The following is a 21,066-nucleotide window of genomic DNA, read 5'->3' on the forward strand; positions in this document are numbered from 1 at the left end:
AGACAATATGTATAAAAAATACACTGCTTTAGCAGGCCTACTCATCGGGCTCTTACTATCTTCATTGGCGATTGCCCAGCCTTACCCTAATAAGCCAATCTCATTGGTTGTGCCACAGGCGGCTGGCGGCACGAATGATATTGTTGCTCGCTTAATTGCACCGGCCTTTGGAGACGCTATTGGCTCTTCAGTAGTCGTTGAAAATAGACCTGGTGCTGGCGGTAATATTGGTACGCAAAGTGTGGCGCGTGGAGCAAAAGACGGTTATACCTTGTTGCTCACGATTAATAGTGCACAAGCGATTAATCCTGCCCTCTACAAAAACCCTGGCTTTGATCCGATCAATGATTTTGTTCCTCTCTACTATATTGGGGCTACGCCTTACGTTTTAGTGTCACCACCTGGCTCTCCTTACAAAACACTCGCTGATGTGATTTCTGCTGCTAAGAAGAAACCCGGTGAACTTTCATATGCATCTGCTGGCAATGGAACTATCAGCCATCTCTTGGGCGCGATGCTCAATACCAGCGCAGGTGTGGATATGCAGCACATTCCTTATAAAGGTGTAGCACCGGCAATTAATGACGTTTTGGGAGGTCAGGTACCACTGGCATTTGCTAGCCTGCCATCTGCCTTAAATTACATCAAGGCGGGCAAGCTGCAAGCTATTGCAATTAGTTCGGCTAAACGTTCTAGTGCTGCCCCAGAAATTCCAACCATTGTAGAAACCTATCCTGATTGCGTAGGCGAAGTGTGGGTCGCTTTATTTGCACCGATTGGTGCGCCAGCAGACGCGGTGAAGAAGATTCAGGTGGCAATGGATAAGATGATGGCTAAGCCAGATGTGCGTGAGAAGTTGATTGCGCAAGGTTTAGATTTAAGTCCCGTACCACCAGCAAAGCTCAGTAGCCTGCTCAAGGAGGAGTTGGCTAAATGGGCAAAAATCGTGAAGGCATCAGGTGCGCAGCTGGATTAATCTCTGGTGGCTGATTGCCCTAAAATGAAACGATGACTTCAGCCCATTTATCTCCTGCATTAACTCCAGCTCAAGACATCCCGCAGGCTCTGCAGAATGATGGCTTTGCAGTAGTATCTGCTGAAACGGTTGCAGAGCTTAGTAAAGCCCCTTTAGTTAATTTACAGAATCTCACTCAGTATTGGGAAGGCTTACCACGTGACCCTTATCTCAAGGATGGCGGTCGTTATCGTTTTCGTCGTCACGCCAGTTACGAGATTAAAAATAATGCACTGACTTTAGTGCCTCATCGTGCGCATTGGCAATCGCTTGACTACAACGCATTACATGGCGGCCTTGAGCGTTGGTTTGAACCTATTCAGGCAAACGTCCTTGATGATTCAGCATGGCAGGCTGTACTGCTTGGTTTGGCAAATGTATTCAGTAGCATAAAGCCCGTCACTACTTGGTTTGTGGAAGCCCATCAATTTCGGATTGATACCACCGATGGAATTGGGCGCCCAACGCCAGAGGGGGCGCACCGTGATGGCGTAGATTTTGTCGCTGTATTTTTACTAGATCGGGTTGGTATCAAAGGTGGTGAGACCAGGATATTCGATGCTAAAGGCTCTGCCGGTTTACGCTTTACTTTGACGCAACCCTGGTCATTACTCCTCATGAATGATGAGCGCATGATCCATGAATCCACGCCAATTCAGCCACTGGCAGACTATGGCTATCGCGATACCTTAGTCCTCACTTATAGATCAAACGGTTTTCAAGACTCACCGCATCGTAGTCAGCAGTAAATTACTCTGCTTCCATGCCAGCTGCTTTAATAGCTTGCGCCCATTTGGCAGTTTCAAACTTAATTTTTTGACCGAGTGCCTCAGGTGTTCCAGGTTGAGATTCAAAACCTATCGAAGCAAATCGTTCAGTTAAATCTTTAGATTTAGCAGCATCATTGATAGCCTTATTGAGCTTCATCACCGCATCTTTGGGCATGCCAGCAGGACCAAAGGCTGCAAAGAAAGCAATCAATTCATAGTTCTTGATTCCTAATGCTTCGTTCACGGTAGGTAACTCTGGAATAGCAGGCGAGCGCTTGAGTGAGGTCACTGCTAGACCACGAATTTTTCCTGCTTGCACTTGAGGCAAGGTTACTGCAAAGTCAGCAGTAAACATATTGACTTGACCACCAATTAAATCGGTCATGGCATTGGGGCCACCCTTATAAGATACGCCAGTCATTTTGATGCCAGTAGCATTGGCTAACATTTCTGATGAAACCCGTTGTGATGTACTGGCATAAGCAAAGGTGATTTTTCCAGGATCCGCTTTTGCTAGGGAGATAAAACCATTGAGAGATTTCACCGGAAGATCATTATTGACTGCGACGATGAGTGGCACTGAACCAAAGTAACCAATTGGCGTAAATGCAGTGTCTTGGTTGTACGGTAAATTTTTGACCAAACTTTTGAGCGCTGCATTAGTGCTATTCGTGCCAAATAAAAGGGTATATCCATCGGCAGGAGATTTGGCCACTACGTCTGCCCCAATCATGCCGTTTGCGCCAGGGCGATTTTCGATGACAACAGCTTGACCGAGAGACTCGGCCATTTTGGCTGCGAATGCTCGTCCAATTTGATCGGTAGCACTACCGGGTGCAAATGGAACAATAGCCTTAATGGGTTTTGAGGGGTAGTTATCAGCCAATACTAGAGTGCTGGTAAAGCTAAGGATAAGACCAATGTAGCAGCTCAGAATCCGTATTTTTTTCATCTTGTCTCCATCTTCTTTCATTAGTGTAGCGGGTCTTGGAGGGCTTGGGCGAGTAGAATAGGTTCACGTTTTTACTGATACTTTATGCGCTTTCGATCGGCTGGCTATACCCCTCTTATGCTTATGGCGCAAACCTGTGCTTTATTGGGTTTCGCCTGTTATGCCGTTGTCCTCACCCCTTTGCAAGAGGAATGGCATTTAAGTAATCTCCAATCAGGCTTGATTGCTAGTGCTTTCTTCTTTGGTTATATGCTCGCCGTACCTCTGGCTACAGCATTAACCGATCGCATAGATGCTCGTAAGGTATATCTGGTTGGTGGTCTTTCTGCGACCTCTGGATTATTGGGAATGAGTCTCTTTGCCAGTAATTTTTGGACAGCGATGTTCTTTATGGCAATCAATGGTGCAGGTCTTGCGGGGACCTATATGCCAGGCCTTAAAATTTTGTCTGACCGAATTCAGTCTGGTGAGTTGACACGTCACATTGCTTTCTATACGGCCTTCTTTGGAATTGGTACTGGCTTTTCTTATTTATGCTCTGGCTGGATATTGAGTGCACTAGGGTGGCACTATGTATTTGGCATCATTGCTCTAGGGCCGTTTACTGCATTTCTGATTGTCTTGATATTCATACCGCCACTTGCGCATGAGCAATGGAAAGGGCCTATCCAAATCCGTTTGCGCGACATCTTTCCAGTGGATAAGTGGAAGTTAGTGCTGCAAAACAAAAAGGCCTCTGGATTTATCTTTGGTTACACCGCTCACTCCCTTGAATTATTTGCCTCTCGAAGTTGGCTTGTGGCTTTCTTTGCATTTTGTACAGCGGCATCTGGGGAATCCTTTTTTCTAGCTGCCACTACCCTAGCTGGAGTCATCAATTTCTTTGGGGTACCTTCCTCGATTTTGGGTAATGAGATTGCTCTGCGAGTGGGGCGTCAAAAGTGGGTTTGTATTGTGATGCTGACAAGTGCAGTGCTGGGTATTGCGCTTGCTTCCTCCACAGGCCACTCCTGGTGGTTAATTGTGGCTTTAGCAATTGGGCATGCCATTTTTATCATGGCGGACTCTGCTACCTTAACCGCCGGCTTAGTCATTAGCGCTCAAGAAAATATTAAGGGTGCTGCCATGGGATTGCATTCGCTCATGGGATTTGGTGGTGGCTTAATGGGCCCCGCCATTTTTGGTTTTGTGTTGGATATTTCTGGTTCGCGTTCTTCTCAAATTGCTTGGGTATGGGCTTATGTTGCCGTTGTGATGTGGGGAGTTCTTTTTGTAATTTATGAGCGTCGCAATGGCTGGATAGATAAACCAAGTTCATGAGTAATGACAAACAGTATTAAAGCGATTTGTTATCACTGCGCAAGCAGTATCCTGCCCAGTGAACTCATCGAGGCGGAACTCGGTGGCGTGCAGCACCAATTCTGTTGCCCAGGATGTATGGCGATTGCCCAAACCATTCATGGTGAAGGATTAGAAGTCTTCTATACGCGTCGTGCGCAGATGAGTGAGAAGCCTGCAGCTTATCTAGTAAGCAATGACATCCCTGAAAAACTCAAGCCTTACGATGATCCCTCTTTGCTAGGTCGTTTTACTAGAGCGTATGGGGGTGAAGGTGATTTAGAAACTACCTTGCGCCTTGAGAAAATTCGTTGTGCAGCTTGTGTTTGGTTATGCGAGCAACATTTGCGTCGCATTGTCGGCGTGAAAGACGTGCAAATTAATTATGTGACACAAAAAGTCATGGTGTACTTTTCTCCAGATAAAACAAGCTTAGCAAGATTACTCTTTGAAATCGAACGAATTGGTTATGAGGCCTGGCCATTTGAGCCTTCGCTTTCTTTAGATAGAGCAAGAAAAGAAAAACGACAACTACTTACACGTCTCGGTGTAGCAATGCTGGGCATGATGCAAGTCATGATGTATGCCTGGCCGACCTATGTAGGTGCCGACATCACGCCAGAGTTCGAAGTTTTATTGGGTTGGACTAGTTGGGCGCTGACAGTGCCGGTGATAGTGTATTCAGCGGGACCTATCTTTCAGGCTGCATGGCGCAGCGCTCAATCCGTGCGGCAAACACATATGCTGGGTATGGATGTGCCGATTGCTCTGGCACTGGCTCTAGCGTTTATCGCCGGCACGATCAATCTCATTACAGGTGCTGGCCAAAGTTACTTTGATTCCATCACCATGTTTGTAGCATTTATCTTAGCTGCACGTTATGTTGAGTTATTAGCAAGGCAGGATGCACAAGGTGGAGCTGAGGCCTTGGTAAAGCAGTTACCAGCCACTTGTGAACGTATTGTGAATTATCCTGAGTCTCAAGAAGTGCGGGTAGTGCCAGTCGTCAATTGCAATCCCGGAGAGGTATTGCGTGTATCACCAGGTGAGGTAGTGCCAGCGGATGGCATTTTGATTGAGAACGCCAGTGAGCTCGATGAATCTTTACTTACGGGTGAATCAAAACCCGTTGAGAAGAAGGTTGGTGATCGTGTCTATGCGGGTACGCATAATATTATGAACCCACTCATCATGAGAATTGATGCAGTAGGGCAATCCACTCGGATTGCTGGCATTGCTTCTTTATTGGATCAAGCGCTACTAGCTAAACCGATCATGGTGAGTCTTGCAGAAAAGTGGGCAACCTATTTTGTTGCCTTCCTATTGCTCAGTGCATTTATATCTTCAGCTATTTGGTGGTACTTTGATCCAAGCCAAGCATGGACGGTATTAGTTTCAGTATTGGTTGCTAGTTGCCCTTGTGCTTTATCGCTTGCTGTGCCAACCGCAATGGCTGCTGCGCAAGGTGCTGTCACAAAATTAGGCTTGCTGATTGTGCGTGGACATGTCTTAGAGGGATTAGTCAAAGCAACGGATCTCGTCTTAGATAAAACTGGCACATTAACGATGGGTCAGCCGGAGCTTCGGGAGATCATTCATCTGCGCGCTGGTTATCGCCGTGAAGATGCATTAGCGCTTGCGGCAGCCTTGGAGGCTGGCCAAAGGCATCCTTTAGCGCTCTCCCTATTACGCGCCGCACAATTAGAAAATTTATCTCCTGCCACATTAAATCATCCTGTTACTAATCAACTTGGTAAGGGCCTAAGCTCCGGCTTTTATCGTCTAGGAAGTGCTGTTTGGTTGGGTATACAACAGAGTACTCAAGAGGGTCAGTATGGTCAAGTGCATCTCGCGGATGATCAGGGGCTCATTGCTAGTTTTATGTTCTTAGATACGCCAAGACCAGGTTTAAAGAACCTGTTACAAACTGCGCGGTCTCGAAACATTGCTGTGCATTTAGTATCGGGCGATGATCCAGTAACCGTTGCATGGTGGGCGAATCATGTGGGGATTGAAGGTTACTTAGGTGGCTGCACACCTGAAGATAAGTATGACTACATAGAACGCTTACAAAAAGCAAAACGTTTTGTTTGGGCGATTGGTGATGGCGTTAATGATGCGCCTTTACTGGCTCGTGCTGTTATCTCGATTGCAGTAGGCGCTGGCGCTCCACTAGCAGTTGCAGGCGCAGATGCAATTCTGACAGCAGTTTCATTGGAGCCATTAGCGCAGACTTTAACGTTGGCAGACAAGACGCAAGCCATTATTAAAGAAAATTTATGGTGGGCGCTGGTTTATAACTTGCTGGCAATTCCCGCGGCAATGTTGGGTTTAGTCAATCCTTGGATCGCCGGTATCGGTATGTCACTCTCCTCACTTGCCGTGACTTTAAATGCTTGGCGCTTACGAAAAGCTTAGACTATAAAGATGGAAAGTCTCTTTATCTTGATTCCGCTATCACTGCTTTTAGTCGGGCTTTTGGCATGGATTTTGCATTGGTCCGTGAAAAGTGGTCAGTTCGATGACCTGAATGGTCCAGGTGAGTCCATTTTGATGGATGATGATGCTCCATCAATACAAAAAGTCAGCGAACACTCTCACAAATAGTCATATATCTAAAGACCCAGCTTAATGCTAGGGTTTATCTTCTATGTGGGTATTCATTTTGATCCACCCTTTTTGATATAGATCAAAACCTCCCTAAAGCCTTGATTTGATAATCAATCCAGTCTATTTGGATTATGTCGTTGCTTGGTCACAAAAAAGGAGAAACCATGGGACTCACCGTGGGGGGTAATCAAGATACCTTCAATTACAAGGTTATCAGCCAATTTGCCATCGTTACCGTACTCTGGGGCATCGTTGGCATGCTCGTCGGGGTTATTCTCGCAGCGCAGCTAATTTGGCCCGAAATCACTTTTAATATTCCCTGGCTTAGCTATGGTCGCTTGCGTCCATTGCATACCAATGCAGTGATTTTTGCCTTTGGCGGTTCGGCGCTGTTTGCAACCTCCTACTACATTGTGCAAAGAACCTGCCAGGTACGCCTCTTCTGTGACAAGTTAGCGGCATTTACTTTTTGGGGTTGGCAAGCAGTGATTGTTTCTGCTGCCATTACTTTGCCATTGGGAATTACCACTTCTAAAGAGTACGCAGAGTTAGAGTGGCCAATTGATTTATTGATTACGGTTGTTTGGGTTGCTTATGCGATTGTTTTCTTCGGTACTGTGATCAAGCGTAAGACTAAACATATCTACGTTTCGAACTGGTTCTTCGGCGCCTATATTTTGACCATTGCTGTTTTGCATATTGTGAATAATATCGAAATGCCGGCCAGCCTCTTTAAGTCTTACTCGGCATATGCTGGCGCACAAGATGCCATGATTCAGTGGTGGTATGGACATAATGCGGTGGGCTTCTTCTTAACTACTAGCTTCTTGGGCATGATGTACTACTTCATTCCAAAGCAAGCTGAGCGTCCAATCTATTCCTATCGTTTATCAATTGTTCACTTTTGGGCTTTGAACTTCACCTATATGTGGGCGGGGCCACACCATTTACAACATACCTCATTGCCTGATTGGACCCAGTCCTTAGGTATGGTTTTTTCATTGATCTTATTGGCGCCATCATGGGGTGGCATGATCAACGGCATTATGACTTTATCTGGCGCATGGCATAAATTGCGGCGCGATCCAATCCTGAAATTCTTGGTTGTAGCGTTGTCCTTCTATGGCATGTCTACTTTCGAAGGCTCCATGATGTCTATCAAGACTGTGAATAGCCTATCTCACTATACAGACTGGACTATTGGGCACGTTCACTCCGGTGCCTTGGGTTGGGTTGCGATGATTACGATCGGTTCTTTGTACTACCTCATACCACGTTTAGTGGGCCAACGAGATATGTACAGTACCAAGTTAATTGAATTGCATTTCTGGATAGCAACCATCGGTGTAGTAATTTATATCGCTGCCATGTGGATTGCTGGGGTAATGCAAGGTTTGATGTGGAGAGCCTTCGAGCCAGATGGTACCTTGACATATAGCTTCGTTGAGTCTGTAAAAGCTACCTATCCTTTCTATGCTATTCGCTTGGTTGGCGGTCTCTGCTACTTAGGCGGCATGCTGATCATGGCCTATAACGTCTATAAGACAGTGATTGATAAAAAATTCATAGACGCTCCAATTCCACAAGCGTCCATTACTGCTCACTAAGGAAAAGAACATGTCAGAACAACGTCGATTTTTCTCCCACGAAACACTTGAGCGTAATGTTGGTTGGTTGATCATTGCTACCATTGCGGCAATCTCGGTTGCCGGTTTGGTGCAGATCGTACCTTTGTTTTTCCAACACTCTACAACTGAGCCAAGTCCTGGTGTAGTGCCTTACTCTGCTTTACGTTTGGCTGGTCGCGATATCTATCAACGCGAGGGTTGCTTAGGTTGTCATTCACAACAGATTCGTACGCTACGTTCAGAAGTAGAGCGTTATGGCCCTTACTCATTGGCTGGCGAGTCTGTTTATGACCATCCATTTCTCTGGGGAAGCAAACGTACTGGTCCAGATTTGGCTCGTGTAGGGGGCCGCTATTCAGATGCATGGCATCAAATACATTTGAACAATCCACGCGACGTCGTTCCTGAATCAAATATGCCCGCATACCCCTATTTGGCTAGGAATGCTGCTGATGCGGACTCAATTCAATCTCACATGCTTGCGATGCGTCGTTTAGGTATTCCCTATACAGATGAAGAAATTGCCAATGCACCCAAAGAATTGGAAGGTAAGACGGAGTTAGATGCCTTGGTTGCATACCTTCAAGGTCTAGGTGTTAACCGTAGATACATCATTGTTGACGAGGTGGTTGCTAAGTAACACTTAGCAACTAGAAAACTATGCAAAATATCGCACCTTATCTCTCAGCAATTTCTACCGTACTTGGCTTGGTAGTTTTTTTAGGAATCATTTGGTGGGCTTGGTCTGCAAAAAGACAGCCAGCCAATCAAGAGTCCGCCGAACTTCCGTTCGATCTTCCCGATGAATTCAGTAAGGATAAATCATGAGTGACTTTCTTGGTGCCGGTTGGAGTGTCTATATCGCCTTAGTAACTTTAGTTGGTATTGTTTGGTGCATCTGGTTATTATTTTCCCAATTAAAAGTCAAGGTAAAACTCAAGCCAGACGGTGAAGTGGCTGACACTGGTCATGTATGGGACGATGATCTTCGTGAGTTGAATAATCCATTGCCGCGTTGGTGGATGTGGATGTTCCTGATTTCTTGTATCTTTGCTTTGGTCTATTTAGTTCTTTACCCAGGACTTGGGTCTTATCCAGGCATCTTAGGTTACAGCACTGACGGTGCTTTGATAAAATCCATGGCTACCGCCAACGATGAATTGAAGCCGGTTTACGCTCAATACGTAAAGATGGATATTGAGCAAGTAGCTGCTGATCCAAAAGCACGGGAAATGGGACAACGTTTGTTTTTGAACTCATGCGCGCAATGCCATGGCTCTGATGCAGGTGGCGCTAAAGGCTTTCCGAACTTAACGGATGGCGATTGGCTTTATGGCGGTTCACCGGAGAATATCAAGACAACGATTATTAATGGTCGCGGTGGTGTGATGCCTCCATTTCCGCAATTGGATAGCAAGCAAATTGTTGATGTTGCTAATTATATACGCAGCCTATCTGGCTTGCCAGTGGATGATCTGAAAGTAGCTCGTGGCGCAGAGGTATTTAAGTCCAACTGTACTGCATGCCATGGTGCAGACGGCAAGGGTAATATTGCTCTTGGCGCACCTAACTTGACTGATAAAACATGGTTATATGGTGGCTCTGAAGCAACCATCATCGAGACGGTGACCAAAGGTCGCATGGCGATGATGCCTGCCCAAGACAAGGTGTTAAGTCCTGAGAAGATTCAGTTGTTAACCGCCTATGTTTGGGGCTTGTCTAACAATAAACAGCCAGCAGCCGCTAAGTAAGCAGTGCCAAGTTATTCGCCGGGCGGCAAGATTATTCCGATAGAAGTAATTGAGGAATCTCTTTACGAGGTCCGGCGAAAGATTTACCCGCGCTCAGTTTCAGGACTCTTTGCCCGCTGGCGCTTCATTCTCGTATTTGCAACCCAGCTATTGTTTTATGGCTTGCCATGGGTGAGTTGGAACGGTCGTCAAGCCGTTCTCTTTGATTTAATTCAGCGTAAGTTTTATATCTTTGGTCTCGTGCTTTGGCCACAAGATGTGATTTACCTCACGCTTCTGTTAATTCTGTCTGCCTTAGCTTTGTTTTTATTTACCGCTGTAGCGGGCCGATTATTTTGTGGTTATGCCTGTCCGCAAACGGTCTATACCGAAATTTTTATGTGGATCGAGCGTAAGGTTGAGGGCGATCGTTTTGCGCGGATTCGTTTAGATGGTGAAGAGTGGCCATGGGGTATTCGCAAATGGCGTCTCAAGATCAGTAAACATTTCCTTTGGTTGTTAATTGCTTTTTGGACGGGCTTCACCTTTATTGGATATTTCACGCCCATTACGACTTTAGGCTCAGCCCTCATTCACCTTTCTCTGGGGCCATTGCAAACCTTCTGGCTCTGTTTTTATAGTTTTGCTACCTGGGGTAATGCAGGATTTATGCGTGAGCAAGTTTGCAAGTACATGTGTCCTTATGCTCGTTTCCAGAGTGTGATGGTAGATAAGGATACATTCTTGGTGACCTATGACAAAGTGCGTGGCGAGCCAAGAGGTAGTCGCAGCAAGTCTTCTGATCATAGTTCGTTAGGCTTGGGTGATTGCGTTGATTGCAGCATTTGCGTGCAGGTATGTCCGACGGGCATTGATATCCGCGATGGTATGCAATACATGTGTATTGGTTGTGGCGCCTGTATTGATGCTTGTGATCAGGTGATGGAGAAAATAGATTATCCCAAAGGCTTGATTCGGTACACCACTGAACGTGCGGTTGAGGATCGCAAATCCAATCAAAGTGCCATTCGCTATATCTTGCGTCCTCGAGTATTAATTTATACCGCCTTCATTACCCTATTGGCGTCTGCCTTCTTGGTGTCCTTGGCTACTCGAAACCCATTGCGCGTCGACGTGATGCGTGATCGAGGAGCCTTAGCGCGAGAGGTTGAGGGCATAAGGATTGAGAATATTTATCGTATTCAGATCATGAATGCTTCTGAAAATAAGATGCAGGTTCAAGTTACAGCTAGTGGTTTAGAAGAGTTGAAAGTTTTGAACTCTCAAGGCCAAGTGATTTCTGATATTGAGGTAGGCCCTGCGAGCAACTTGTTAATACCAATTAAAGTCAGCACTGCAATTGGTATTAATGAGCCCGGGAATTATCCTATTCATTTTGATGTGATTGCTCAAGAACTTTCTGGAAGTGAAATGATCACCAGAAAGCGTGATGAGAAATCGACTTTTATTATTCCCCGTTAAGTAAGTGACCAAAAGATGGAGAGGATGCAGATGACTGAACAGCAAACTATCAAACCTTGGTGGAAGCAGTTATGGCCTTGGCTACTCATTAGTGGTCCAGCAGTTGCTATGATTGGCTGCATCATTACTATCTGGTTAGCATTGACTATGCATGTTGACCAGCCCTTGCGTGACGGCATCATGAAGCAGGGCTTAAAAGTAGAGCAACTCAAAGAGATGCAGGTCAAAAAATGAAATACCGTTTACTGATCTGGATCTTGTGGCCTTCATTCTTGGTGGCTGCTATGGCAGAAGGCCTGCTATTTAGTGTGGTGCATCCACAGGAGCTCTTATTTTTTGGGTATCACCCAGAAATCTCTGATGAAGGTATTTACACCATTGGATTTTTTACGATCTGGATCTTCTGTGCCGTTTCTAGCGCTTTAACTGCCTATATTCTGCCGGGCATTGCGTCCCCCGATAGCAAAGAGATCGATCGCGGCCTGATTTAGATTGCAGCGTGTTTAACTGGGATGTCGGTACTGACGCAGATAGTTCTATCAGGGTTAGGGGTGCCTGCCAGTTCATATAAGCCATCCATGTCAATCAATTTGATATGGCGTTGCTTAATTTGGACCAAACCTAATTCAGCAAAGCGTGAGAGCATGCGACTTACCGTTTCAATTTGAATGCCGAGATAGCTACCAATCTCTACACGACTCATCCTTAAATCAAATTCATTATTGAGATAACCGCGTGCTGCTAAGCGTTGTGAGAGGCCGAGTAAGAAAGCGGCCAATCTTTCTTCTGCGCGCATAGTTCCCAAAGAAAGCAGATGTCGTTGATCTTGAGTGAGCTCGCGACTCATGATTTTATGAAACTGATTTTGCAGTACCGGAATCTGGCGTGCGAGATCTTCAAATGCATCATATCGGATGATGCAGACTTCGCTTTCTTCTAAAGCAATCGCATCCGATTGATAGTGACCTTCGCCAATACCATCGAGCCCCAAGATTTCGCCGGGAAGATGAAAACCAATGACCTGTTGACGGCCATCTTGAAGGCAGTATTCTGTTTTGAGGGTACCAAAGCGAACGCTGTAGACTGAGCTTAAGGGGTCGCCGTGACGGTAGAGGCTTTCACCTTTTTGTAAATGCACGCGCTCTTTAATTAAGGCATCTACTTTTGATACATCACTACTACTCAGACCAACTGGAAGACAAAACTGACCCAGCACGCAGACTGAGCATTTACTGCTTGGTGTATCGGTTGGCTTGTAATTCATATTGGGATAATGATGCTGACAGTTTATTCTACTAGAGTGAACACCCAATTTATCTCTTTATTCTTCTAGCAAAATGTTGACCACTGGGCTGATATTGGCCGTTTTCTTGGGCGCTCTTGTGAGTGGCTGGCATTGCGCTTTGATGTGTGGTGGCATTGCTACTGCTATAGAACGTCCTAGAGCCTCAGAGACCCCTTTAAGAACTAAATCTGAGCTTTTTTACCTCCAACTCATCATGCATTTAGGACGTGTCACGACTTATGGTCTCCTAGGGGCCTTAGCGGCTTGGATCGGCGTGGTGGTTTGGCAGCAGAGTTTGTTGCCAATCCAAAGATCGCTCTTTATTTTGACTTCTTTGCTGCTGATTTTGATGGGCGTTCGTTTACTAGGCTTTGGCAAGGCAGAGGGGCGGATTGGTGGACGCTGGTTGAGCACTCAGATCGCAAGTTACTGGGCTAAGTACTTGGGTCGTTTTGCTAGTGGACCATCTCGTTGGTTCAGTGGCATGCTTTGGGGTTTAGTGCCTTGCGGTTTAGTTTATAGCGTGCTGCCTTTAGCTTTTTTATCGGGCGATGTTTTGACTGGGGCGGCTATCATGCTGGCATTCGGTTTTGGCACCTTACCCAATCTATTATTGATTTCTAAATTCTCGGCAGTATTGACCCAGTTTGGTCATTATGTATGGGTGCGTTACATAGCAGTGTTACTGCTGTTTACTGCCGGTGGATTTGGTTTATATCGTGCCTGGGTTTTACCTGACGCCTTGCTGAAAGGCGGCTTCTGTATCGCTTAGTGCTGTGTTGCAGCAGCAATCCCTGAGAGTAAATCTGGGTACAGACAATCTAATGGCAAGGTTTGTAAGAAACCACTACGCTGTGCCATCTCATAAGGCTGATGCTCTAAACCGCAGATGATCAGTTTGATATTACGTATTTTGCAAAGATGCGCTAATTCAGTAATAGTTTCCATCCCAGAAGTATCTACATAGATTACATTCTTCAGATCAATTAATAAAACTTGAGAAGGTAATTTTTCTTCAATCTTTTGTAGTAATTTGACTGCTCCAAAAAAGATAGCACCGTAAATTCGATAGGCATCAATACGACCCTGTTGATTTTCGAGTTGACTGAAGTTGCTAGCATTCGCTAGCTCGCAACGTGATAGGCTTGAGATGCGATAGATAAAAGTGATAAAGGCAAAGAGTAGACCTACCTGTACTGCGACAGTAAGATCTAAAATCACTGTGAGCAAAAATACACTCACAATAGTGAGTTGATAAGGTAGTCGGAATTGTTTTAAGTCCACAAACTTTTTCCATTCACCCATATTCCAAGCGACATACATTAGGATTGCAGCCAAGCTAGCCAAAGGAATATTTTTTGCCAGAGGAGCAGCAAACAGCACCACAAGCAATAAAGTAAGCGCATGAACAACGCCTGCTAGCGGTGATCTGCCACCACTTTCGATGTTGGTGACAGTCCGGGCAATAGTGCCAGTTGCGGGCATTCCGCCAAAAAATGGGGTCACTAAATTAGCAATACCTTGTGCCATCAGCTCTTGATTGGATTCGTGACGATCATGTATTAAGCTGTCGGCAATGCGTGCACAGAGTAGAGACTCAATAGCGCCGAGTAGCGCTAGTGTTAAAGCAGGGACCACCATAAATTGTGCTGTGCCCCAACCAATTGAGATCCATTCAAAATGGGGGAGACTCGAAGGGATGCCACCAAATCGACTACCAATCGTATCGGCTGGCAAGTTAAAGAGAGCGGTAATGAGAGTAGCTAGAAACATTGCTACGACTGTGCCTGGAAGATGGCAGAGCCAGCCTAAATGCTTCTGAATTTTTTTCCAGCCAATAATGATGGCTAGACTTCCGCAGGCCAAACTTAGTGCAGTGGGGTTGACCGTATCTGCTGCGTTGTATAAAGCGTGAATCGACTGAAAAAATTGAGCAGGCATTTTCTCAATCTTTAAACCAAAGAAATCTTTGATTTGCGATAGACCGATTAAGCAGGCAATGCCATTTGTAAAGCCAATGATGACAGCAATCGGAATAAATCGCACCAGAGTACCCAGTCTGAATATTCCCATTAATAAAAGGAACACCCCAGACATTGCTGTAGCTAGCAATAAATTAGGGATGCCATAGCGTTCAACAATGCCGTATACAACCACAATGAATGCACCGGCTGGTCCACCGATTTGAACGCGACTTCCTCCCAATAGTGAAATGAGACCGCCAGCAATAATGGCGGTAAAAATTCCCGCTTCGGGTTTAAGCCCGCTGGCAATCGCAAAAGCCATAGCCAAAGGCAGCGCTACGACACCTACTGTTAAGCCTGCTAAAACATCCTTGGTTAATAAGGTGCTGTTATAGCCCTTAAATGAGTCTAGAATTCTGGGATGAAAAAACATCTTTGTTTTAAGACAGTCGATCGCCTACCCAATACGCCAATCCTGCAGAGAGACCTGTTACTACAGATCCCCAGGCAATATCAACGAATGCTAATTTGGTAGGGAAGTCTCGAATGACCGCTAGATTTGTCAGGTCGTAGGTCATGTAGCAAAAAAATCCAAAGAGGGCACCATATTGCAGTGCATAGATCAGAGACTGTTTTGAGAGTGCAGGTGCAATAACAAAAATACAGACGCCTAAAGCATAGAGAAGGTAAAACGCTAAGCCGGCAATGAGTTTGGGTTCGCTAGCCATGAGATCGCCCATTTCCTCGCGATAGAGGTTCTTTGCGATTCCTAAAAGCCACGTTAAATCCACCGCAAGGAGGGTGATTAAAAAAGTAAAGTAGATTCCTAGATACTTGAGCAATTAAGTTCCCCTTTGATCTTTTATAGATTAATAATAAGTATTATCATAGAAAGAGAACGTTATTAGTTCAATTTAAGGGGGTAGATATGTTTAAGCATTTATTAGTACCGGTTGACGGTTCAGAGGTCAGCAAAAAGTCTTTAAAAAAGGTTGCAGAACTTGCTAAGGCAGATGGCGCTGCCGTAACCTTGGTATACGTATCTGATCCATTACCTCCTTTGGTGTATTCCGACAGCTCGATGGGCTACGGAGTCTCTGCAAAAGAGCATCAAAAAGTTTGTGAAGCCTATGCAAAAGATGTTTTCAAAAAGGCAGCTACCAGCCTCGGCGCAAGTATCAAGGCTAAGTCCTTGCATATCTCTAATACAAATCTTGCTGAAGGTATTTTAGATGGCGCCAAAAAAGCAAAAGCAGATGTGATTGTGATGGCTTCTCATAAACGCACCGGTATCAAAGGTGTTTTATTAGGTAGCGAAACCCACGAAGTCATTGTGCACTCTAAGTTACCTGTGCTCGTGCTTGGTTAATAACTCAAATATTGTCAAAAGAATAGGGCCCCATTGGGCCCTATTTATTTGCGGAGCTAAGGATTACTTGGCTTGATAAGCAAGTGGGCTGCCTAGTAGTAAAACCTCTCTTGTGAGTTGTCCACTTTCGCTATCCCGCATTGACCATAGATCGAGTTGTGTTTTGCTTGAATAGGGGTCAATGTAAACACCATCTTTTCTCAGTTCAAAATGGAGATGGGGTCCAGTTGATCGCCCGGTAGATCCAACGTAGCCAATTTCAAGGCCACGACGCACTTCATTTCCTAACTCAAGTTCTGGATTGTAATTACTTAAGTGCGCATAGAAAGTGCGATAGCCACCCGGATGCTCTAAAACAATCAGATTGCCAAATGCGCCGTTATAGCCAAGATGCGCTACTTTACCGTTGGCTACGCTAAAGATTGGTGTGCCAATCGGCGCTGCGTAATCAATTCCCATATGGGTGCGATAGCGCTGCTTGGCTGGTGCTGGTTGGACAACGGCAGTATTACTCTTGGGGCGTTTCGCTTTGCCGGCGCGTACCATACCCACTCCGCGGGAGATGCGTCGATAGCTTAGTGGGTTAGTCCAGAAAGAGCGCTCAAGGGATTCACCGCCACTGGTAAAGAAGCCGCCAGGTATATCACTCCGTTCGACCCAAAAGGCGCTAGCAAATACTTCTTTATTATTGGGATCGATAATCTCAACAGCCCAAATCTGCGCCCATCTTTCGCGGTCACCAAAGTCGATAATGAGTCGCACAACGCTATTAGTATTTTCAAGCGAATTATTGTCCTCTGGGTAAATCTGCTTGATGATGGAGTTCAGCTCCCAGACTAATTCCACTGGTAACTTATCGCCTAGTTTGCGTGGGTCATATAAAACTTCTCTTAAAGGCACCCGAATTTCTGTCAGGTTTTTGGATTCATTTCTGAGAAGATCTTGTTGTACTAAGAATCCACCAAAAGCAGATGGTGTAAATGTCCAAACTTCCGTTTTATCATCCTGTACAGGACCATTCATGATACTTAATGAGTCAAAACGATTGCGCGTTGTAAATGCCACTGCATACGGAATGCAATCGCCCCGCATCTTGTCAAAAAATCCTTTAGTCTGATTTTTAAAGAACTCAGAAAATTGGCGATTATCAATACCGATGCTTGATGGCAAATTAGCATCATTAAAGCTGCGCCGCAGACATCCCTGTATGACTCGATAGTCCAAGTTGGCATCGCTATCGAGCATGAGTTCACTAGGATCTTTTCTTTGGATGACCGATGGATTTAAGCTCATGCTATTGATCTTTGAGCTAGACCCTGCGGATTTATCTTTAAATCCTACTTGCTTCGTGTTTTGAACATACACTTTGGTACGGCTTTGATTTGACTTTTGGGTCTGACTAGTCTGCGCATGTACTATGGGGCTCAATCCAATAGAGAGGCTGAGTAAGCTATTTCCCAGTAGGAGCGCTATCCCTTTGACGAGGCGGTAATGAGCGCTTACTTTTTTATTCACTATGCAATTATCTAATAATGTGGACTGCCACTCTGATAATTTTGTTGTGCTGCAATAAATTAACCCCACAAATGACGTAAACCCAGTATTTCAATACTGGCTACAATATTTTTTTTATGAAGGAGTTCGGATGCCGATCATCGAGTCTGTGCAAGTCACCTCAGTGGCTGTACCTTTGGATAAAGTCACCTCATTTTCAACCCGGGCCGTCTCTGAGCGTCACTATTGCTTAGTTAAAGTTCGCGGTAAGGATGGTAATGAGGGAATTGGTTTTTGCTATGTTGGTAGCGCTGGCGGTGATATTGCGAAGATTGCTGTTGAGCAATTACTTGCGCCCAAGTTGATTGGTCAAAATAGTCATCGGAGCGAAGGCCTGTGGATGGATATGTATAACGAATCCATTTTGCAGGGACGCACTGGTGCTGTGATGCGCGGGATCTCTATTTTAGATACAGCACTTTGGGATCTCAATGCTCGAGCTGCCGGTTTGCCTTTGCATCATTATCTTGGCTCAGTAGTAGATGATCGCGTACCCGCTTATGCCAGCGGCGGTTATTACTTAGAAGGTAAGACCCCTGCCAAACTTGGTAAGGAAATGGAATCCTACGTTAAGCAGGGCTTTAAAGCAGTCAAAATGAAAGTAGGGCGCCTCTCTCCTGCTGAAGAAGAAGCGCGCGTGAAGGCTGCACGCAAGGCAATTGGAGATGACATTCTGCTGACTTTGGATGCGAATAATGCTTGGCGTGATCTGCCTACTGCGCTGGAGTATGTCAGACGCTTTGAGGCTTACAACCCTTATTGGATTGAAGAGCCATTTTCACCTGACGCGATTGATCTGCATGCTGCTTTAGCACGTCAAACCAAGATTAATGTAGCGACCGGTGAGATGGAGGCAGGTCGTTGGCGCTTTAGAGAGTTGATTGATGCTGGTGGTGCAGCGATTTTGCAATCTGATGCAGCGGTTTGTGGCGGTATTACGGAGTGGCGCCGTATCTCTGCTTATGCCGATGTTAAGGGCATCACTGTTTGCCCTCATTGGATGCATGATCTCCATGCTCCTCTTGTAGCTGCAACACCCAATGCTCGCTTTGTTGAGTTTTTCTTGGATGATCAAGTGCTGAACTTTCGCCGCTTAATTAATAAGCAACTAACATTTAAGAATGGCGATTTGATTTTGCACAAGACTCCGGGACTGGGTTTTGAGTTTGATGAAGCTGCAGTTCAGAAATATGCTGGCAAAACACCTTGGACCAAGATCTCTTAAGCTTAGTCACATTAAAGTAAGCTAGATACACTGAGTAAAAATAAAGCCCGCAATTGCGGGCTTTATAAATGAAACTAGGGTATTCATATTGATGCTCAACAGTGTTTAGGAAGGCTTTCGATTGAGCTTGTAATAAGTCATCATTTGGGTAACCAAGACCAAGCCAAAACCAATAAAGCCAATCAGATCTGCCTCAGTGGATGGATAAGCTAAAGCCACGCCAGAGATCACCATGATGATACGTTCGAAGGATTTGGTTTTCTCAATAAACCAGCCTTGTAGGCCACCAGCTAAACAGATAATGCCCACCACTGCAGTGAAGGAAATCCACGCAATCTGCATCCAGTCTGCTTGCTCGAGGGCGCTGCTTGATCCCATCAAGAGCAAGCTCACACCAGATTTATCTAAAACAAACATGAATGGCACCAGAATGGCTGGAGCAACATATTTCCAGGTTTGTAATGTTGTCTTATAAGGATTGCCTTTACAAATAGCGGCGGCTGCAAACGGAGATAAAGCAGTTGGAGGAGACACCTCAGAGAGAACAGCGTAATAGAAGATGAACATATGAGCAGCAAATGCAGGCACCCCTAAATTAATTAAGGCTGGCGCGGCAATCACTGCACAAATAATGTAAGAAGCAGTGACTGGAACGGCCAGACCCACAATCCAAACAATTAAGGCGGTGAAGATGGCGGTGAGCAATAAAGAGCCGCCTGCATACTGAATCACAATCGAACTAAATTTCAGTCCTAAACCCGTTAAGGTGACTGTACCTACGATCAGGCCAGCACCAGCGCAGGTTGCAGCAATGGCCAATACGCCGGTGGAGCCTGAGGCCAGGGCCTTGGTGAGGTTGGAGTTATACAGTCCTGCCAAGATAGGTTCCTTGCCTTTAAACCAAGCCCAAGGAATGATGGCTGTATCTTCTCGCAACATGCTGGAGAAGGCGGACACTACGGTGGCCCAAAATACCGACATGACTGGTGAGAAGCCAAACATCATAAACACCACAATCGAGATCAGCGAGAAAAAGTGAAACCAATATTTTTTTGTTAATTCCCAAGCAGATTCGGCAGATTCAAAATGGATGTTCTTCATGCCATATTTACGAACATCAATTTCGACCATTACAAATAAACCAAGATAAAACAAAATGGTGGGGATGGTTGCCATGAGCAAAACATCCAAATAGGAAATTTTCAGGAAGTCTGCAATCAAGAACGCTGCGGCACCCAAAACGGGTGGCGAGATGATCGCGCCAAGTCCACCAGCAGCTAACAGTCCGCCCGCAGCATTTTTTTCGTAACCAACTTTATCCAGCATGGGAGCGGCAACAGAGCCTACGGTAACGGTAGTTGCAACACCGGATCCTGATGGACCACCCATTAAGAAAGAAGAGAGAACAATGGTTCTGCCTACACCAGAGGATTTGCCACCCATTGCAGCAAAAGAGAAATCGATAAAGAATTTGCCAGCCCCAGTAAATTGCAGGAAGGCGCCAAAAATCGTAAAGAGAATAATGAGGGTTGCAGAGACATCGACCGCAGTGCCATAGATTCCCTCAAGACTCATATACATGTAACCAACTAGACGATCGAGGCCATAGCCTTTGTGTGTCCATGGCGCAGGCAGATAGTTGCCAAAGAGGGCATAAAGCAAAAAGAGCACTGTAACGGTCACTAGAACCATGCCGTTTGTTCTGCGCACACTTTCTAGGATCAATAGAATGAGGCCAATCCCGATGATGACGTCAGTAGGATTTGGGGCGGTATTGCGATCCATGAAGTCATCACCACCACTCAGGATGTAATAAGAAATAGCTACTGATCCTAGGGCAAACAAAACATCCCAAAACATCAACTTATTTTTAAAGCGAGCTGCCAGCGGAAAGCTTAAGAACACCAGGAACAACACTAAGGCAACGTGAATAACCCGTAACTGTTGAGTTGGAACAATCGAGTAGGCGGCATACAGGTGAAACAAAGACATACCGACAGCAACTAAAGTAATGAACTTGGCCAATAAGCCTTTGTAGTCATTAGAGTCGCCTTCCTCTTGCTTAATAAAAGCGTCTAATTTCTCTTGGGTTTCATTGTCGATGACGTTCTGATTCATGCTTCAACCTATATTGATGTACCACT

21 protein-coding genes are annotated in these 21,066 nt (G+C 45.4%); 15 read left to right on the forward strand and 6 right to left on the reverse strand.

Going from position 1 to position 21,066, the window contains the following annotated elements; genetic code table 11:
- The first annotated feature begins 7 nt into the window (after positions 1-7).
- Positions 8-976: a tripartite tricarboxylate transporter substrate binding protein gene (locus ICN35_RS05095; protein WP_216124840.1), complete on the forward strand. Its 969-nt coding sequence runs from the start codon at positions 8-10 to the stop codon at positions 974-976.
- A 32-nt stretch (positions 977-1,008) separates the two neighbouring features.
- Positions 1,009-1,764: a 2OG-Fe dioxygenase family protein gene (locus ICN35_RS05100; RefSeq protein ID WP_216124842.1), complete on the forward strand. Its 756-nt coding sequence runs from the start codon at positions 1,009-1,011 to the stop codon at positions 1,762-1,764.
- 1 nt (position 1,765) lies between these two features.
- On the opposite strand, the gene ICN35_RS05105 is transcribed toward ICN35_RS05100, so the two are convergent.
- Positions 1,766-2,737 carry a tripartite tricarboxylate transporter substrate binding protein gene (locus ICN35_RS05105; protein ID WP_216124844.1) on the reverse strand — a complete coding sequence of 324 codons (972 nt, stop codon included), beginning with the start codon at positions 2,735-2,737 and terminating at the stop codon, positions 1,766-1,768.
- 123 nt (positions 2,738-2,860) lie between these two features.
- Between ICN35_RS05105 and ICN35_RS05110 the strand changes: the two genes are divergently transcribed.
- The 10 genes from ICN35_RS05110 to ICN35_RS05155 all read left to right on the forward strand — a co-directional run bounded on the left by ICN35_RS05110 (position 2,861) and on the right by ICN35_RS05155 (position 12,016).
- Positions 2,861-4,057 (forward strand): nitrate/nitrite transporter, encoded by a 1,197-nt coding sequence (locus ICN35_RS05110; RefSeq protein ID WP_255535720.1) that lies wholly within the window; start codon positions 2,861-2,863, stop codon positions 4,055-4,057.
- Between the two features lie 3 nt (positions 4,058-4,060).
- Positions 4,061-6,493: a heavy metal translocating P-type ATPase gene (locus tag ICN35_RS05115; RefSeq protein ID WP_216124846.1), complete on the forward strand. Its 2,433-nt coding sequence runs from the start codon at positions 4,061-4,063 to the stop codon at positions 6,491-6,493.
- 9 nt (positions 6,494-6,502) lie between these two features.
- Entirely contained in the window at positions 6,503-6,682 is a 180-nt protein-coding gene (gene ccoS / locus ICN35_RS05120) for a cbb3-type cytochrome oxidase assembly protein CcoS (protein ID WP_216124847.1), read from the forward strand.
- A 167-nt stretch (positions 6,683-6,849) separates the two neighbouring features.
- Positions 6,850-8,292, forward strand: a complete 1,443-nt coding sequence (gene ccoN / locus ICN35_RS05125; protein WP_216124850.1) for a cytochrome-c oxidase, cbb3-type subunit I — start codon at positions 6,850-6,852, stop codon at positions 8,290-8,292.
- Between the two features lie 10 nt (positions 8,293-8,302).
- On the forward strand, positions 8,303-8,953 hold the full coding sequence (ccoO, locus tag ICN35_RS05130) for a cytochrome-c oxidase, cbb3-type subunit II (RefSeq protein ID WP_216124857.1): 651 nt from the start codon (positions 8,303-8,305) through the stop codon (positions 8,951-8,953).
- 20 nt (positions 8,954-8,973) lie between these two features.
- The gene (locus ICN35_RS05135; RefSeq protein WP_216124859.1) at positions 8,974-9,141 is read left to right on the forward strand and encodes a CcoQ/FixQ family Cbb3-type cytochrome c oxidase assembly chaperone; all 168 of its coding nucleotides are present in this window, start codon (positions 8,974-8,976) and stop codon (positions 9,139-9,141) included.
- The gene (gene ccoP / locus ICN35_RS05140) at positions 9,138-10,064 is read left to right on the forward strand and encodes a cytochrome-c oxidase, cbb3-type subunit III (RefSeq protein ID WP_216124860.1); all 927 of its coding nucleotides are present in this window, start codon (positions 9,138-9,140) and stop codon (positions 10,062-10,064) included. The genes ICN35_RS05135 and ccoP overlap by 4 nt, the downstream gene beginning before the upstream one ends.
- Before the next feature lie 3 nt (positions 10,065-10,067).
- The gene (gene ccoG, locus ICN35_RS05145; RefSeq protein ID WP_216124862.1) at positions 10,068-11,525 is read left to right on the forward strand and encodes a cytochrome c oxidase accessory protein CcoG; all 1,458 of its coding nucleotides are present in this window, start codon (positions 10,068-10,070) and stop codon (positions 11,523-11,525) included.
- Positions 11,526-11,555: 30 nt separating this feature from the next.
- Entirely contained in the window at positions 11,556-11,759 is a 204-nt protein-coding gene (locus ICN35_RS05150) for a FixH family protein (RefSeq protein WP_255535721.1), read from the forward strand.
- Entirely contained in the window at positions 11,756-12,016 is a 261-nt protein-coding gene (locus ICN35_RS05155) for a hypothetical protein (protein WP_216124866.1), read from the forward strand. The genes ICN35_RS05150 and ICN35_RS05155 overlap by 4 nt, the downstream gene beginning before the upstream one ends.
- On the opposite strand, the gene ICN35_RS05160 is transcribed toward ICN35_RS05155, so the two are convergent.
- Positions 12,013-12,789 (reverse strand): helix-turn-helix domain-containing protein, encoded by a 777-nt coding sequence (locus ICN35_RS05160; protein WP_216124868.1) that lies wholly within the window; start codon positions 12,787-12,789, stop codon positions 12,013-12,015. The two genes, ICN35_RS05155 and ICN35_RS05160, sit on opposite strands and share 4 nt — an antisense overlap.
- 73 nt (positions 12,790-12,862) lie before the next feature.
- On the opposite strand from ICN35_RS05160, the gene ICN35_RS05165 reads away from it, so the two are divergent.
- Entirely contained in the window at positions 12,863-13,582 is a 720-nt protein-coding gene (locus ICN35_RS05165) for a sulfite exporter TauE/SafE family protein (protein WP_216124870.1), read from the forward strand.
- Here the strand turns inward: ICN35_RS05165 and ICN35_RS05170 are convergent.
- Complete coding sequence (locus ICN35_RS05170; protein WP_216124872.1) at positions 13,579-15,207, reverse strand: SulP family inorganic anion transporter; 1,629 nt, start codon at positions 15,205-15,207, stop codon at positions 13,579-13,581. The two genes, ICN35_RS05165 and ICN35_RS05170, sit on opposite strands and share 4 nt — an antisense overlap.
- 7 nt (positions 15,208-15,214) lie before the next feature.
- Positions 15,215-15,616, reverse strand: coding sequence for a DUF2177 family protein (locus ICN35_RS05175; RefSeq protein WP_215295539.1), 402 nt, complete (start codon positions 15,614-15,616; stop codon positions 15,215-15,217).
- Positions 15,617-15,702: 86 nt separating this feature from the next.
- Between ICN35_RS05175 and ICN35_RS05180 the strand changes: the two genes are divergently transcribed.
- A complete protein-coding gene (locus ICN35_RS05180) occupies positions 15,703-16,143 on the forward strand; it encodes a universal stress protein (RefSeq protein ID WP_215295537.1) in 441 nt (146 codons plus the stop codon).
- A gap of 63 nt (positions 16,144-16,206) precedes the next feature.
- On the opposite strand, the gene ICN35_RS05185 is transcribed toward ICN35_RS05180, so the two are convergent.
- Positions 16,207-17,436: a M23 family metallopeptidase gene (locus tag ICN35_RS05185; RefSeq protein WP_255535722.1), complete on the reverse strand. Its 1,230-nt coding sequence runs from the start codon at positions 17,434-17,436 to the stop codon at positions 16,207-16,209.
- 352 nt (positions 17,437-17,788) lie between these two features.
- Between ICN35_RS05185 and ICN35_RS05190 the strand changes: the two genes are divergently transcribed.
- Positions 17,789-18,922, forward strand: a complete 1,134-nt coding sequence (locus ICN35_RS05190; protein ID WP_216124874.1) for a mandelate racemase/muconate lactonizing enzyme family protein — start codon at positions 17,789-17,791, stop codon at positions 18,920-18,922.
- A 105-nt stretch (positions 18,923-19,027) separates the two neighbouring features.
- Here the strand turns inward: ICN35_RS05190 and ICN35_RS05195 are convergent, their stop codons facing one another.
- A complete protein-coding gene (locus ICN35_RS05195) occupies positions 19,028-21,040 on the reverse strand; it encodes a TRAP transporter fused permease subunit (RefSeq protein WP_215318609.1) in 2,013 nt (670 codons plus the stop codon).
- Positions 21,041-21,066: the final 26 nt, after the last annotated feature.

It is taken from the genome of Polynucleobacter sp. es-GGE-1 (genome assembly GCF_018882005.1).
Taxonomy (GTDB): domain Bacteria; phylum Pseudomonadota; class Gammaproteobacteria; order Burkholderiales; family Burkholderiaceae; genus Polynucleobacter.